The 15,538-nt window shown below is 59.5% G+C and carries 10 protein-coding genes; 5 read left to right on the top strand and 5 right to left on the bottom strand.

Translation table 11 applies throughout. The features are described 5' to 3' along the window. Positions 1 to 3: 3 nt before the first annotated feature. The 3 genes from AB8846_RS10140 (at position 4) to AB8846_RS10150 (ending at position 2,508) form a co-directional block, all read left to right on the top strand. Positions 4 to 1,914: a transcription antiterminator gene (locus AB8846_RS10140; RefSeq protein WP_370732622.1), complete on the top strand. Its 1,911-nt coding sequence runs from the start codon at positions 4 to 6 to the stop codon at positions 1,912 to 1,914. Between the two features lie 77 nt (positions 1,915 to 1,991). Further along, positions 1,992 to 2,234, top strand: coding sequence for a type II toxin-antitoxin system RelB/DinJ family antitoxin (locus AB8846_RS10145; protein WP_063144050.1), 243 nt, complete (start codon positions 1,992 to 1,994; stop codon positions 2,232 to 2,234). Then, a complete protein-coding gene (locus AB8846_RS10150; RefSeq protein WP_370732623.1) occupies positions 2,224 to 2,508 on the top strand; it encodes a type II toxin-antitoxin system RelE/ParE family toxin in 285 nt (94 codons plus the stop codon). The genes AB8846_RS10145 and AB8846_RS10150 overlap by 11 nt, the downstream gene beginning before the upstream one ends. 3 nt (positions 2,509 to 2,511) lie before the next feature. On the opposite strand, the gene nrdG is transcribed toward AB8846_RS10150, so the two are convergent. The 5 genes from nrdG to treR all read right to left on the bottom strand — a co-directional run bounded on the left by nrdG (position 2,512) and on the right by treR (position 9,788). Next, a complete protein-coding gene (gene nrdG, locus AB8846_RS10155; RefSeq protein WP_063144049.1) occupies positions 2,512 to 2,976 on the bottom strand; it encodes an anaerobic ribonucleoside-triphosphate reductase-activating protein in 465 nt (154 codons plus the stop codon). 106 nt (positions 2,977 to 3,082) lie between these two features. After that, on the bottom strand, positions 3,083 to 5,221 hold the full coding sequence (gene nrdD, locus AB8846_RS10160) for an anaerobic ribonucleoside-triphosphate reductase (protein WP_331413584.1): 2,139 nt from the start codon (positions 5,219 to 5,221) through the stop codon (positions 3,083 to 3,085). A gap of 376 nt (positions 5,222 to 5,597) precedes the next feature. Beyond that, positions 5,598 to 7,241, bottom strand: coding sequence for an alpha,alpha-phosphotrehalase (treC, locus tag AB8846_RS10165; RefSeq protein WP_370732624.1), 1,644 nt, complete (start codon positions 7,239 to 7,241; stop codon positions 5,598 to 5,600). A gap of 51 nt (positions 7,242 to 7,292) precedes the next feature. Further along, entirely contained in the window at positions 7,293 to 8,711 is a 1,419-nt protein-coding gene (gene treB / locus AB8846_RS10170; RefSeq protein ID WP_063144121.1) for a PTS trehalose transporter subunit IIBC, read from the bottom strand. Positions 8,712 to 8,840: 129 nt separating this feature from the next. Beyond that, on the bottom strand, positions 8,841 to 9,788 hold the full coding sequence (treR, locus tag AB8846_RS10175) for a trehalose operon repressor TreR (protein ID WP_063144046.1): 948 nt from the start codon (positions 9,786 to 9,788) through the stop codon (positions 8,841 to 8,843). A gap of 391 nt (positions 9,789 to 10,179) precedes the next feature. On the opposite strand from treR, the gene mgtA reads away from it, so the two are divergent. Then, the gene (mgtA, locus tag AB8846_RS10180; protein WP_370732625.1) at positions 10,180 to 12,888 is read left to right on the top strand and encodes a magnesium-translocating P-type ATPase; all 2,709 of its coding nucleotides are present in this window, start codon (positions 10,180 to 10,182) and stop codon (positions 12,886 to 12,888) included. A gap of 197 nt (positions 12,889 to 13,085) precedes the next feature. Beyond that, positions 13,086 to 15,470 carry a beta-N-acetylhexosaminidase gene (locus tag AB8846_RS10185; protein WP_370732626.1) on the top strand — a complete coding sequence of 795 codons (2,385 nt, stop codon included), beginning with the start codon at positions 13,086 to 13,088 and terminating at the stop codon, positions 15,468 to 15,470. Positions 15,471 to 15,538 lie beyond the last annotated feature (68 nt).

The raw sequence follows: 15,538 nt of genomic DNA on the forward strand, positions 1-15,538 counted from the left end.
CCCGTGCGATTTCCGAACCAACGTTTAGCGCAACTGTTCGATCTGTTGCAAAACGAGACGCTGCCGCAGGACGAGCTGGCGCAGCGGCTGTCGGTCTCCACGCGAACCGTCCGTGCCGATATCACCGCCCTGAACGCGCTGCTGGCCAGCCACGGCGCGCAGTTTATATTGAGCCGGGGCAACGGCTATCAGCTCAAAATTGATGATGCCCAGCGCTACCAGCAGCTGCAGGCCTCCCACCCGCGCGCGCTGCGTATTCCCCGGACCGGGCCGGAGCGCGTGCATTATCTGGTGGTGCGTTTTCTTACCTCGGCATTTTCTCTTAAGCTCGAGGATCTGGCGGACGAGTGGTTCGTCAGCCGCGCCACGCTGCAAAGCGACATGGCGGAAGTCCGCGAGTGGTTCCACCGCTATAACCTGACGCTGGAAACGCGTCCGCGCCACGGCATGAAGCTGTTTGGCAGCGAGATGTCGACCCGCGCGTGCCTGACCGATCTGCTCTGGGAACTGGCGCAGCAGGACAGCCTGAACCCGCTGGTGACCGACGTGGCGCTGAATGCGGGCGTGGCGGAGCAGATGGTGCCCGTGCTGCACGAGGCGCTGACGCGTCATCACATCCGTCTGACCGATGAAGGGGAGCTGTTCCTGCGCCTGTACTGTGCGGTGTCGGTGCGGCGCATCAGCGAGGGCTATCCGCTGCCGGAATTCCACGCCGAAGACGTGGAAGAGAACGTGCGCGAGGCGGCGAAGGATATCGCCGTCACTATCCAGCAGCTGGCGGGCAAAGCGCTTTCACCTTCTGAGGAGAGCTGGCTCTGCGTGCACATTGCCGCGCGGCAGATCCAGGAGATTGCCCCGAGCGCCATTAACGCCGATGACGACGAAGCGCTGGTCAACTACATCCTGCGCTACATCAACACCCACTATAACTACAACCTGCTCAGCGACGCGCAGCTGCACGCGGACCTGCTCACGCACATCAAAACCATGATCACCCGCGTGCGGTATCAAATCATGATCCCCAATCCGCTGCTGGATAACATCAAGCAGCACTACCCGATGGCGTGGGATATGACCCTCGCGGCGGTGTCGAGCTGGGGAAAATACACGCCGTATGTGATCAGCGAAAACGAGATTGGCTTCCTGGTGCTGCATATCGGCGTCGGGCTGGAGCGCCACTACAACATCGGCTACCAGCGCCAGCCGCGCGTGCTGCTGGTGTGCGACGCCGGTAATGCCATGGTCCGCATGATTGAGGCGGTACTGCAGCGTAAATACCCGCAGATCGAGGTCACGCGCACGCTCACCCTGCGCGAGTACGAGCTGGCGGAAACGATTGGCGAAGACTTTGTGATCGCCACCGCCCGCGTCAGCGAAAAGTCGAAACCGGTGGTGACGATCGCCCCGTTCCCGACCGACTATCAGTTAGAGCAGATCGGCAAGCTGGTGCTGGTGGACCGCACCCGCCCGTGGATGCTGGATAAATACTTCGACGCGGCCCATTTCCGCATCATCGACAAGCCCGTTGATCAGCAAACGCTGTTCCGGGAACTGTGCGCGCAGCTTGAAGGCGAGGGGTTTGTCGGCGCGGAGTTCCTGGATTCGGTCGTCGAGCGTGAAGCCATCGTCAGCACCATGCTCGGCGACGGTATTGCGCTCCCGCACTCCCTCGGCCTGCTGGCGCAGAAAACGGTGGTCTATACCGTGCTCGCCCCGCACGGCGTCCAGTGGGGCGACGAAACCGCGCACGTCATCTTCCTGCTCGCCATCAGCAAAAGCGAATACGAAGAGGCGATGGCGATTTACGATATCTTCGTCACCTTCCTGCGTGAACGGGCGATGTCGCGGCTGTGTGGCTGCGGAGATTTTGCCGAGTTTAAGGCGGTGGCAATGGAGAGTTTGAGCCGGTTTTGAGAGGTGTTATCCAGAATTCGATGTAATGCGAATGTAATGCTAAACTGCATTACACATTCGATTTTACTGGAGGCATAATGGCCACGCTGAACGTCCGACTGGATGACAAACTCAAAAACGAGGCTTATGCCGTGCTGGAAAAACTTAATATCACCCCAACGGAAGCCGTGCGATTACTGTTTCAGTACGTCGCGGAGACGGGACGCATGCCCGTCAAAACGGTCACCATTAGCGACAGTGAAGATGAATTGATACAGGCTGTCCGGGATCGGCTGGCTAATCCGCAAAAGGGAATCAAGGTTAGTCTGGATGACTTATGAACTGGCATTTGATCCGAGGGCGTTAAAGGAGTGGAGCAAGCTGGGGGAGACTGTAAAAGACCAGTTTAAGAAGAAACTTGCGGACGTGTTGGTGAATCCCAGGGTCGAAACGGCCCGCCTGCATGGTCTACCGGATTGCTACAAAATAAAACTCAGATCCCAGGGTTATCGTTTGGTCTATCAGGTTCAGGACAATGTTGTAACGGTATTTGTTATCGCTATCGGTAAGAGAGAGAAAGCAGCCGTTTATCATGATGCAAACAAACGGCTCTAACGATCAACGCAGATGATGCACAACCTGATTGCTGCTGCCGCGCCAAATCAGCGCAGGGTCTTTTAAATCCTGCACGAACTTGCCGTCGACCAGGACGTTAATCAGATCCACCACTTCCATTTGCTGCGCGTTCAGCTCTTCCAGCCTGTAGCCCGTCCAGACCCAGATATCTTTTCCCGCACACTCTGCCCGAATGCGCTTCACCAGCTTCAGGATATCCGGCACGTTTTGCGGGTGCAGCGGATCGCCACCGGAAAGTGAGATCCCCTGGCGCTGAATGCGCGTGTCGTTCAGGTCGTTGACGATCTTGTCTTCCATCTCAGCGGTAAACGGCATGCCGGAGTTCAGACGCCAGGTGCTTTTGTTGTAGCAGCCGGGGCACTCATGAACGCAGCCTGAGACGAACAGGGTGCAGCGGGTGCCGGGACCGTTGACGATGTCGACGGGGTAGTATTGATGAAAGTTCATAGCGGATAACCAAGCCGGGTGGCGCTGCGCTTACCCGGCCTACAGTGTGAATGCGGATTGTAGGCCCGGTAAGCGTAGCGCCACCGGGCATAAATGTGGCAGAGGGTTACCCGATCTGCCCATTCCCCAAATGCTTCACGCGGCGCTTCACCTCTTCCTGCTTGCCGGCGTTAAACGGACGCGCGTCCGGGCTACCGAGATAGCCGCATACGCGACGGGTCACGGAGACGCGGGCGGCGTCGTGGTTGCCGCATTTCGGGCAGGTAAAGCCTTTACTCGTACACTCGAACTCACCGGTAAAGCCGCACTCGTAGCACTCGTCGATTGGCGTGTTGGTCCCGTAATACGGCACGTGCTGATAGCTGTAATCCCAGACGTCTTCCAGCGCCTTCAGGTTGTGCTGAATGTTCGGATACTCGCCGTAGCAGATAAAGCCGCCGCTGGCGATCGGCGGATAGGCCGCTTCGAAGTCGATCTTGTCGTACGGGTTCACCTTTTTCTCCACGTCGAGGTGGAAGCTGTTGGTGTAATACCCTTTGTCGGTCACGCCTTCCACAATCCCGAACTCGGCGGTGTCCAGACGGCAGAAGCGGTCGCACAGGTTCTCGCTCGGCGTGCTGTAGAGGCTAAACCCGTAGCCGGTTTCCTCTTTCCACTGGTCAACCGCGTCGCGCAGGCGCTGAACGATGGCGATGCCTTTTTCGCGCAGGGCCTCGCTGTCGTACATATGCGTATCGCCCGCCAATGCGTTGATGGTCTCGTGAATACCGATATAGCCCAGCGAAATGGACGCGCGACCGTTTTTGAAGATCTCCGACACGTCATCGTCCGCCTTCAGGCGCACGCCGCAGGCCCCTTCCATATAGAGGATCGGCGCGACGCGGGCCTTGACCCCTTCAAGGCGCGCAATGCGGGTCATCAGCGCTTTGCGCGCCAGCTGCAGACGCTCGTCCAGCAGCGTCCAGAATTCAGCTTCATTGCCTTTCGCCTCCAGCGCGATGCGCGGCAGGTTCAGGCTGATGACGCCCAGGTTGTTACGCCCGTCGTGGATCTGCTCGCCGTTTTCATCTTCGTACACGCCGAGGAAGCTGCGGCAGCCCATAGGCGTTTTAAACGAACCGGTCACTTTGACGACCTGATCGTAGTTCAGGATGTCCGGGTACATACGTTTGCTCGCGCACTCCAGCGCCAGCTGTTTGATGTCGTAGTTCGGATCGCCAAACTTGTGGTTCAGACCGTCGCGGATGGCGAACACCAGTTTCGGAAACACCGCCGTTTTGCGGTTCTTGCCGAGGCCGGAAATACGGTTGCGCAGGATGGACTGCTGGATCAGTCGTGATTCCCAGCTGGTGCCCAGGCCAAAACCAAAGGTCACAAACGGCGTCTGACCGTTGGCGGTGTGCAGCGTGTTCACTTCATATTCCAGCGACTGGAAGGCGTCGTAGCACTCTTTTTCGGTGCGGGAGTGCGCGTAGCCGTCAGCGTCCGGGATCTGCCACTCTTCGGCCGTTTTACGATGCTTGTTGAAGCTGGCCGTCACGAACGGGGCCAGCACTTCATCAATGCGGTTAATCGTGGTGCCGCCATAAATGTGGCTGGCAACCTGAGCGATAATCTGCGCGGTGACGGCGGTGGCCGTGGAGATCGACTTAGGCCGTTCAATCTCGGCGTTACCCATTTTAAAACCGTGGGTCAGCATGCCTTTCAGGTCGATCAGCATGCAGTTGAACATCGGGAAGAACGGCGAATAATCGAGATCGTGGTAGTGAATTTCACCGCGCTCGTGCGCCGATACCACGTCGCGCGGCAGCAGGTGCTGGCGGGCATAGTGTTTGGCGACGATACCGGCCAGCAGGTCGCGCTGGGTCGGGATCACTTTACTGTCTTTGTTGGCGTTTTCATTGAGCAGGGCAGAGTTAGTCTGCTCCACCAGGCCACGGATCTCCTGGTTCAGACGACCGCGCTTCTCACGCTGCACGTCACGATCGTGACGGTACTCAATGTAGGCGCGCGCCAGCTGCTTGTAAGGCCCCGCCATCAGCTGGTTCTCAACCGCGGTCTGGATCTCATTGATATCGACCTGGCTGCGTTCGTTCATCTGACTGCTAACGACTTCTGCGACGGTGGCGCAGTAATCTGCGTCATCGACTCCCGCTGCTTTAGCTGCACGCAGAATGGCTTCCTGGATGCGCTCTGATTTAAACGGCACTTTACAGCCATCACGTTTCATCACATGCGGTGTCATGATCACTCCATTTTTTGAAAACAGGTTATCCACAGAGGTGGAGAAGTATTCACCGGGCGTATTCCCCGCCGGGCCAAAGACTTCCCGCGTTCCCAGCTCGTGTTATCCACAATTCCGGCCAGCGTAAGCGCCGTCTTGTTGTTGGAATAGTAGACGATAAATACAAGATGTTGGGTCGGCGTGCATTTTAAGTGCTACATATAGTGATTTGCATCAAACATGTTTGCGATTTATTTGATGCAGAACAAAGTAAAAAGACGAGAGTACAAACGGCGGGCGCTTCAGCGATTGTAAAGGCGTACGAGAAAAATCTGATTAATTATTCAACAAAAACAGTAAAATAAGCCGGGTGCTGGGCAGCACCCGGCAGGGAACGTTACTGCTGCAACCACCAGACGGCTTCAAACGGACGGAGCGACGTCGTTTGCGGTGCCGGGTAGTTACTCATCAGCACCTGCGGCTTATCGCTGAGAGCGTCTGTCTGCCATTCCTGAGGCGTATGGCTCAGGTTTGCCACCACTATCAGCGTCTGCCCCTGCCACTGACGACGGTAGCACCACAGGGAAGGATGTTCCGGCAGGAGATCCTCATAATCCCCCCACGTCAGCACCGGCAGGGTTTTGCGCAGGCTAATCAGCGACTGGTAGGTGTAGAACACCGAATCCGGGTCGTCCAGCGCCGCGCGGGCGTTCACCGTTTCGTAGTTGTCGCAGACGCCAATCCACGGCTCGCCCTCGGTAAAGCCCGCATTGTGCGATGCGTCCCACTGCATTGGGGTTCGCCCGTTATCGCGTGACTTACTCGCCAGAATCGCCAGCAGTTCATCCGGCTCGCGGCCGCTGGCGCGCAGTTCGGCGAACATGTTCAGGCTCTCCACGTCGCGATAGTCGGTGATGCGGCTGAAGTGCGGGTTAGTCATCCCCAGCTCTTCGCCCTGATAGATATACGGCGTGCCCTGCATGCCGTGCAGCACCATGCCGAGCATCTTCGCGGCATGAACGCGGTATTCGCCTTCGTCACCAAAGCGCGACACGATGCGCGGCTGATCGTGGTTACACCAGAACAGCGCGTTCCACGCTTTGTTGTGCATCCCCTGCTGCCAGTGGCGGAAGAGGGTTTTCAGCGCCACGAAGTCCGGCTTCGCCTTCGTCCACTTTTCGCCGCCGGGGTAGTCCACCTTCAGGTGATGGAAGTTAAAGGTCATCGACAGCTCGCTTCCGTCGAGCGACGCGTACTGCTGGCAGTTCTCCAGCGAGGTCGAGGACATCTCGCCCACCGTCATCAGGTTGCGCGGGGTGAAGACGTCGCGGCTCATCTCCTGTAGATATTCGTGAACGCGCGGCCCGTCCGTGTAGAAGCGGCGGCCGTCTCCGATGTTGTCGTCCGGGAAATCCTGGTCTTTTGAAATCAGGTTAATCACGTCCAGACGCAGGCCGTCCACGCCGCGATCGGCCCAGAACTCGCACACCTTTTTCAGCTCGGCGCGCACTTCAGGGTTTTCCCAGTTGAGGTCCGCCTGCTCCGGCGCAAACAGGTGCAGGTAATACTGCTCGCTCTCGGCGTGCCAGCGCCAGGCGTTGCCGCCAAACTTGGAGCGCCAGTTGTTGGGAAGCTGCTCCGGCGTGCCGTCGCGCCAGATGTAGAACTGGCGGTACGGGCTCGCTTTGTTCAGCGACTCGCGGAACCAGGCGTGCTGCGTAGAGGTGTGGTTAAACACCATATCCAGCACGATGCGGATGCCGCGCTCGTGCGCCCGGGCAACCAGCTCGTCGAAATCATCCAGCGTGCCGTAGGCCGGGTCGATGGCGGTGTAATTTGCCACGTCGTAGCCGTTATCCACCTGCGGGGAGATATAAAACGGCGTCAGCCAGATGGCGTCAATGCCGAGAGTTTTCAGATAGTCCAGACGCTGCGTCACGCCGCGCAGATCGCCGGTGCCGCTGCCGGTGGTGTCCTGGAAACTCTTTGGGTAAATCTGATAGATGACGCCGTTCTGCCACCAGTGAGGGAGAGTATTCATAATGCGTTCCTGCAAATGCGAAGGGGCGCAACTGCGCCCCGAAAGAGAGAATTAAACAATCTGCAGCGAGCCCTGACGGAACTTGCGCTGGTAAACCACGGTGGTGAGCGCCATTGGGACGATAATCGCGATGGCCATCGCCAGGGCAAACACCTGCCAGTAAGCGGGCTGGATGGAGAGAATGCCCGGCAGGCCGCCGACGCCAATCCCGTTCGCCATCACGCCGTTCAGACCGCACACCAGGCCCGCCAGACCGGAACCGATCATCGCGCAGAGCATCGGGAAGCGGTATTTCAGGTTGATACCGTACATCGCCGGTTCGGTGACGCCGAGGTAGGCGGAGATGGCCGCCGGAACGGAGATCTCACGCTCGTTGTGCTTACGGCTGACGATGATGATGCCGGTCACCGCAGAGGCCTGTGCAATGTTAGACAGGGCGATAATCGGCCAGACCGGCGTGCCGCCGAGGCTCTGGATCATCTGCATATCAATGGCCAGCGTGGTCTGGTGTACGCCGGTGATCACCAGCGGGGCATACAGGAAGCCGAACAGCGCGGCACCGATTGGCGCGAAGCTGCCTGTCATCAGGTGACGCACCGCGAAGGCCACGCCGTCGCCGATCATGCGGCCAAACGGACCGATAAAGGCGTGTGCCAGGAACACGGCAATAATCAGCGAGCAGACCGGCACCACCACCAGATAGAGGTAATCCGGCACGATGCGCTTCAGGCGCGTTTCAATAAAGCCCAGCGCCAGACCGGCCAGAAGTGCCGGAATAACCTGCGCCTGATAGCCCACTTTGGCGATGGTAAACAGGCCGAAGTTCCACACCTCAGGCACCTGCTGACCAAGTAAGTAAGCGTTCATTAACTGCGGAGAGACCAGCGTGACGCCCAGTACGATACCGAGAATCGGCGTACCGCCCATTTTGCGCACCGCGGACCAGCAAATCCCGACCGGCAGATAGAAGAAGATCGCTTCGCCAATCAGCCACAGGAAGTCGTAGATGCTTTGCAGCGCCGGGTACATCTGCGCCAGCGTTTTGCCGTCGCTCATCGGCACATCGCCGATGACGTTACGGAAGCCTAAGATTAAGCCCCCGCTGATCAGCGCCGGCAGCAGCGGGAAGAAGATCTCCGCGAAGTGCGAAATCAGCTGCTCGTGCCACTTCATATTCTGGCGCGCGGCCTTCTTCGCCTGCTCTTTATCGGCGGAGGAGTGCCCGGTTGTCGCCAGCAGAGCCTGATAGTAATCGCCCACTTCGGTACCAATAACGACCTGGAACTGACCGGCGTTGGTAAAGCAGCCTTTGACCATGGAAAGTTCTTCAATGGCCTTCGGGTTGGCTTTGGCCGGATCGTTCAGCACGAAGCGCAGGCGGGTGATGCAATGGCTGACGGTGGCGATGTTCTCGCGGCCGCCGACCAGGACAATCAACTGATCAATATCTGCTTGTTTAACTTTACTCATCATGAAACCTCATGACAGATGGTGAGGGGGTGTAATGACCTGAGCGCAAGCCTACTCCTTCAGCGTGACGGCGAAAATGGGAACGTTCCCGAAATCAGGCGAAGATCACAATAATCTGTTTTAAGGGGGTTACGAAAGGTGAGCGGGAATAACGATCTGACGCGGCTCAGCGCGCCCGTTGATCTGCTCGATAAGCTGCGTAGCGGCCTGTCTGCCGGACTCGGCGTAGCCCGGATCGACGGTGATGATCTCCGGGTGCAGGAACTTCATCAGCGGCGTGCTGCCGACGCTCGCCACCTGCAGGTTATCAATGCGCTGCTCCTGCAGATATTTGCTGGCACCCAGCGCAAGGGTATCCGTGGCGCACACCAGCGCGGTGGTCTGCGGCGTCAGGACGCTGGCGACCTGCTCGTAGCCCTGCTTCATTCCCAGCCCCGGCAGAGAGGCCACGGCGGAGAGGTTGTGCTTTTTGCAAAAGGTCAGGTAGGCCTCATGGCGACGCTTGCCGGTGGTGACGTCCGCGTGCGGAACGCCGAGGAAGCTGATGTGGCGATGGCCTTCGTCAAACAGGCGCTGCATCAGGGTGATAATCGCGCCCTCGTCGTCATAGCAGACGGAGGCAAAGCCGTGGGCATCGCGCGCCAGCAGCACCAGCGAAGGCTGCCAGGGTTTCAGCATCTCGTCTTTAATGCCGGTAAAACCGAACAGCACCACGCCATCAATGTTGCGGCGCTGGAGCATACCCAGATGCTCTTCAACCAGCTGCGGAGAAAACTGACTCTCCATCATGATTGGATCATACCCCTGCTCGTAGAAGGCGGGCAGCATGGTCTGCACGGCGAGGTTTTCAGACAGAGAATCCAGACGCGAGACAATAATGGCGACGACTTTGTCACTTTGCCCGCGCATGGCGCGCGCGGAGCGGGAAGGGGAAAAGCCGTGCTGATTCATGACCGCCTCAACGCGCTCGCGGGTGCGTTCGCTGACGCCGCTTTCGTTGTTCAGCACGCGTGAGACGGTCGATTTCCCCACGCCGCTTAAACGTGCGATGTCTTTAATTGTTAGGCGGTTCTGCATGCTGTATTCCCTGTAACAACGACGATGTAGTGAATTGAGCCTAATGCCATAGCATGATTTCGCTATGGGCAAAGTCTGGTTTACGTTCGGTTTATTTGCAGGGGGGTATAATACCGCCCGAATCGTCACAAAGGGTACGCTTAAATCCTTATACTGCGCGGCGACACCCTACTTTTTACTTACCGGAGGCTTCATGGATCCCGATCCCACACCTCTCCTGAACGGGAGAATGCGTTCTATCCGGTAAGCCAGCCTGTTGCTGACTCACCGGTGATGTGAGGCAGCAACGCCACAAACGTTCCTGCTTGAAAAATTGAGTGCCTCTCAGGTACGGCCTTGCCACGCCTGAAGGAAATGCTGCGTCCGCATTCGCGGATGCGGAGGAATGACTATGTTTAAAAATATCACCCGGCAGCTGCAGGCCCTGCTGAGCCGCCACCTGCCACACCGTCTTGTTCAGCGCGACCCGCTGCCAAACGCCAAAAACATGGCGGAGGCGGCGATCCCCGCGTCCCTGACCGAACGCTGCCTGAACGTGGCGGCAATGGATGAAAACGAAGTCTGGCGCGCGTTCGGCGGGCACCCGGAAGGGCTAAACGCGGCCGAAGTGGAAAAAATCCGCGCCGTGCACGGCGATAACCAGATCCCGGCGCAGAAGCCCTCTCCGTGGTGGGTGCACCTGTGGCTCTGCTATCGCAACCCGTTCAACCTGCTGCTGACCGTGCTCGGCCTCATCTCTTACGCGACGGAAGATCTGTTTGCCGCAGGGGTGATTGCCCTGATGGTGGGCATTTCCACGCTGCTGAACTTTATTCAGGAGGCCCGCTCCACCAAAGCGGCCGACGCCCTGAAGGCGATGGTCAGCAACACCGCGACCGTCTCTCGCGTGATTAACGATCTCGGCGAAAACGCCTGGGTGGAGCTGCCTATCGACCAGCTGGTGCCGGGCGATCTGGTGAAGCTGGCGGCGGGGGACATGATCCCGGCGGATTTACGCATCATCCAGGCGCGCGATCTGTTCGTCGCGCAGGCCTCCCTGACCGGGGAATCCCTGCCCGTTGAAAAGGTGGCGCGCAGCCGCGACCCGCAGCAGATGAACCCGCTCGAGTGCGACACCCTGTGCTTTATGGGCACCACGGTCGTCAGCGGCACCGCGCAGGCGATTGTTACCGCCACCGGGGGCAACACCTGGTTTGGTCAGCTTGCCGGGCGCGTCAGCGAGCAGGAGAGCGAGCCGAACGCCTTCCAGAAAGGGATTGGCCGCGTCAGCATGCTGCTGATCCGCTTTATGATGGTGATGACGCCGATAGTGCTGCTGATCAACGGCTACACCAAAGGCGACTGGTGGGAAGCGGCGCTGTTCGCGCTCTCCGTGGCCGTTGGCCTGACGCCGGAAATGCTGCCGATGATCGTCACCTCCACGCTGGCGCGCGGGGCGGTCAAGCTCTCTAAACAGAAGGTGATCGTTAAACACCTCGACGCCATTCAAAACTTTGGCGCGATGGACATCCTTTGCACCGATAAAACCGGCACCCTGACGCAGGATAAAATCGTGCTGGAGAACCACACCGATATCTCCGGCAAAACCAGCGAGCGCGTCCTGCACAGCGCGTGGCTGAACAGCCATTACCAGACCGGGCTGAAAAACCTGCTCGACGTCGCGGTGCTGGAAGGAGTGGATGAAGAGTCTGCCCGCACGCTCTCCGGCCGCTGGCAGAAGGTGGATGAGATCCCGTTCGACTTCGAGCGCCGCCGTATGTCGGTAGTGGTGAGCGAGCAGACGGACGTGCATCAGCTGATTTGCAAAGGCGCGCTGCAGGAGATCCTCAACGTGTCGACGCAGGTTCGCTATAACGGCGACATCGTGCCGCTGGACGACACCATGCTGCGCCGCATCAAGCGCGTCACCGACAACCTGAACCGTCAGGGGCTGCGCGTCGTGGCGGTTGCGAGCAAGTTCCTGCCCGCGCGCGAGGGTGACTATCAGCGTATCGACGAATCCGATCTGATCCTCGAGGGTTACATCGCATTCCTCGATCCGCCGAAAGAGACCACCGCGCCGGCGCTGAAGGCGCTGAAGGCGAGCGGCATTACCGTCAAAATTCTCACCGGCGACAGCGAGCTGGTGGCGGCTAAAGTGTGCCATGAAGTGGGGCTGGACGCGGGGGAGGTCGTGGTGGGGAGCGACATCGAGCACCTCTCCGACGACGAGCTGGCGAAACTTGCACTGCACACCACGCTGTTTGCCCGCCTGACGCCAATGCACAAAGAGCGCATTGTCACGCTGCTGCGGCGCGAAGGGCACGTTGTCGGCTTTATGGGCGACGGCATCAACGACGCGCCCGCGCTGCGTGCGGCGGATATCGGTATCTCGGTGGACGGCGCGGTGGATATCGCCCGTGAAGCGGCAGATATCATCCTGCTGGAAAAGAGCCTGATGGTGCTGGAGGAGGGCGTGATCGAAGGTCGCCGTACCTTTGCCAACATGCTTAAGTACATCAAAATGACCGCCAGCTCCAACTTCGGTAACGTCTTCAGCGTGCTGGTGGCGAGCGCGTTTCTGCCGTTCCTGCCGATGCTGCCGCTGCACCTGCTGATCCAGAACCTGATGTACGACGTGTCTCAGGTGGCGATCCCGTTTGATAACGTCGACGACGAGCAGATCCAGAAGCCGCAGCACTGGAACCCGGCGGATCTGGGGCGCTTTATGCTGTTCTTTGGTCCGATCAGCTCCATCTTCGACATCCTGACCTTCTGCCTGATGTGGTTTGTGTTCCACGCCAACACCCCGGAACACCAGACGCTGTTCCAGTCCGGCTGGTTCGTGGTGGGGCTGCTGTCGCAGACGCTGATTGTGCACATGATCCGCACCCGCCGCATTCCGTTCATCCAGAGCCGCGCCGCGTGGCCGCTGATTGTAATGACGGGCATTGTGATGGCGCTCGGCATCGCGCTGCCGTTCTCGCCGCTGGCAGGCTACCTGCAGCTGCAGGCGCTGCCGCTGAGCTACTTCCCGTGGCTGGTGGCGATCCTCGCGGGCTATATGGTGCTGACGCAGATGGTGAAAGGATTCTATGCGCGCCGGTATGGTTGGCAGTAACGGCAAGCCCGGTGGCGCTGCGCTTACCGGGCCTACGATCAGAATGTAGGCCCGGTAAGCGCAGCGCCACCGGGCAATAGCTTTCCTCCCAAATTCAACAACCTGTGATCTCCGTCGGCGCATTCGCTTGACGACAAATTGAGCGCATGTTAACAGAATGTTTTGCCTTTATTTGGCCCGTCAGATAAGGAACATTCATGTTACGGTACAGTCTCTTAACCGCCGGGCTAATGCTCGGCGCCTCTGCCTTCGCCGCCCCGGCAGGCGATCTCCCCTTAATGCCCTGGCCTGCCAAGGTTGAACGCCCGGCGACCCAGGGCGCGCTGGTGCTTAACGATAAAATCTCTGTCAGCGTCAGCGGGGACGATCTCGGCGACGCGGTCAACCGCCTGCGCCAGCGCATTGCCCTGCAAACCGGCTGGACGCTGCAGCCTCAGGCTGAAAAGCCAGACAAACCGACCATCCGCATCGCGATTGCCAAAAAGGTAAAACCGCAGCCGCTGCCGGACAGCGATGAAAGCTATAGGCTCACGGTGGACGCCAACGGCGTCGATATCTCCGCCAACACCCGCTTCGGCGCGCTGCGCGCCATGGAAACGCTGCTCCAGCTGATGCAGAACGGAGCGGGAAATACCTCGCTGCCGTGGGTCACCATTGAAGATTCGCCGCGCTTCCCGTGGCGCGGGCTACTGCTCGATTCGGCGCGCCACTTTATCCCGCTGCCGGATATCAAACGTCAAATCGACGGCATGGCCGCGGCAAAGCTCAACGTTCTGCACTGGCACTTAACCGACGATCAGGGCTGGCGCTTCAGCTCGAAGCGCTACCCTAAGCTGACGCAGCTTGCCAGCGACGGGCTGTTCTACACCCCTGAACAGATGCGCGAGGTGGTGCGTTACGCCGCCGAGCGCGGCATTCGCGTGGTGCCGGAGATCGACATGCCGGGCCACGCCTCGGCGATTGCCGTGGCCTATCCGGAGCTGATGAGCGCGCCGGGGCCGTACGCAATGGAGCGCCACTGGGGCGTGCTGAAGCCGGTGCTGGATCCGACCAAAGACGCAACCTACGCCTTCGCCGACGCGATGGTCAGCGAACTGGCGGCGATCTTCCCCGATCCGTACTTGCATATCGGCGGTGACGAGGTGGACGACAGCCAGTGGAAAGCGAACGCCGCGATCCAGAATTTCATGCGCGATAACCGGCTGGCGGACAGCCACGCGCTGCAGGCGTATTTCAACCGCAAGCTGGAGACGATCCTCGAGAAACACCGCCGGCAGATGGTCGGCTGGGATGAGATCTACCATCCTGACCTGCCGAAAAGCATTCTGATCCAGTCCTGGCAGGGGCAGGACGCGCTGGGGCAGGTGGCGCAGAACGGCTACAAAGGGATTCTCTCGACGGGCTTCTATCTCGACCAGCCCCAGTCCACCGCCTATCACTATCGCAATGAAAATGTCCCGCAGGGGCTGAACGGCGTGGATATGATTGCAGACACCGACAGCGCCCAGAGCTGGGCCTTCACCATGCCGCGCCTGAAGGGCAAGCCGGTTGAGGGGAGCTTCACGCTGGTGAAAGGGGATGCCGGCTGGCGCGGATTTATTGATTTTGCCGGGAAATCCCGCCGTGCGGTGCAGGACATTGAATGGCGTGACGACAACCAGGTGACCTTCACCGTCGACACCTGGATGGGCGAGACGCGCCCGGTGGTTTCCGTCGATAACGATAAGCTCACCGGCTATTTCCTGGTGGGGAACACCCGCTACCCGATAAGCGGCACGCGTCTGGACGACGTGCCGAAAGGCATTCCGCCCGTCGTGCCGGACGTGGCGAATCAGGCCAACCTGCTCGGCGGTGAGGCCGCGCTGTGGGCGGAGAACGTGGTCGCGCCGGTGCTGGATATCCGCCTGTGGCCGCGCGCCTTTGCGGTGGCGGAACGCTTATGGTCCGCGAAGGACGTCAACGACGTCGACAACATGTACACCCGCCTGCAGGCGATGGACAGCTGGTCAACGGTGTCGGTCGGGCTGCAGCAGCATACCCAGCAGCAGGTACAGTTCACGCGCCTCGCCGGGAATGCCGACACGCTGCCGCTGCTGATCCTCGCTCAGGCGGTGGAGCCCGCGCAGTATTACACCCGTCAGCACCTGAAGTTCCAGGCCGGAAATTATCATCAGTTCGAACCGCTCAACCGCTTCGCCGATGCGCTGAACGCCGAAAGCGCCACCGTGCGCCAGATGCACAAATGGGCGGACCGCCTGGTGAGCGATGCGGAAGACACGGAAAGCGCCGACGCGCTGCGCCACGTCTTTAACCGCTGGCAGAGCAACACCAGCGACGCGCTGGCGCTAAGCGAAAACAGCTATCAGCTGAAGGCGATGAAGCCGGTGATTCAGGAGGTGGATAAGCTGGCCTCGATTGGCCTGCGGCTGACGGATCTGGTGGCGCGCCAGGGCACGCTGGATGACAAAGAGATCGCCTCGATTCAGAGCGAGCTGGACAACGCGGCGAAGGTTCAGGACGAGGTAGTGATTGCGGCGGTCTATCCGCTGGAGACGCTGCTGCGCGCGACGCGGGATCAGTAACAAAAGCGCCCGGCGGCACTTCGTTTGCCGGGCCTACGTGACGTGTAGGCCCGGCAAACGAAGTGCCG

Source organism: Enterobacter sp. KB-221C9, assembly GCF_041320715.1.
In the GTDB taxonomy this organism is placed as follows: Bacteria; Pseudomonadota; Gammaproteobacteria; order Enterobacterales; family Enterobacteriaceae; genus Enterobacter; species Enterobacter asburiae_D.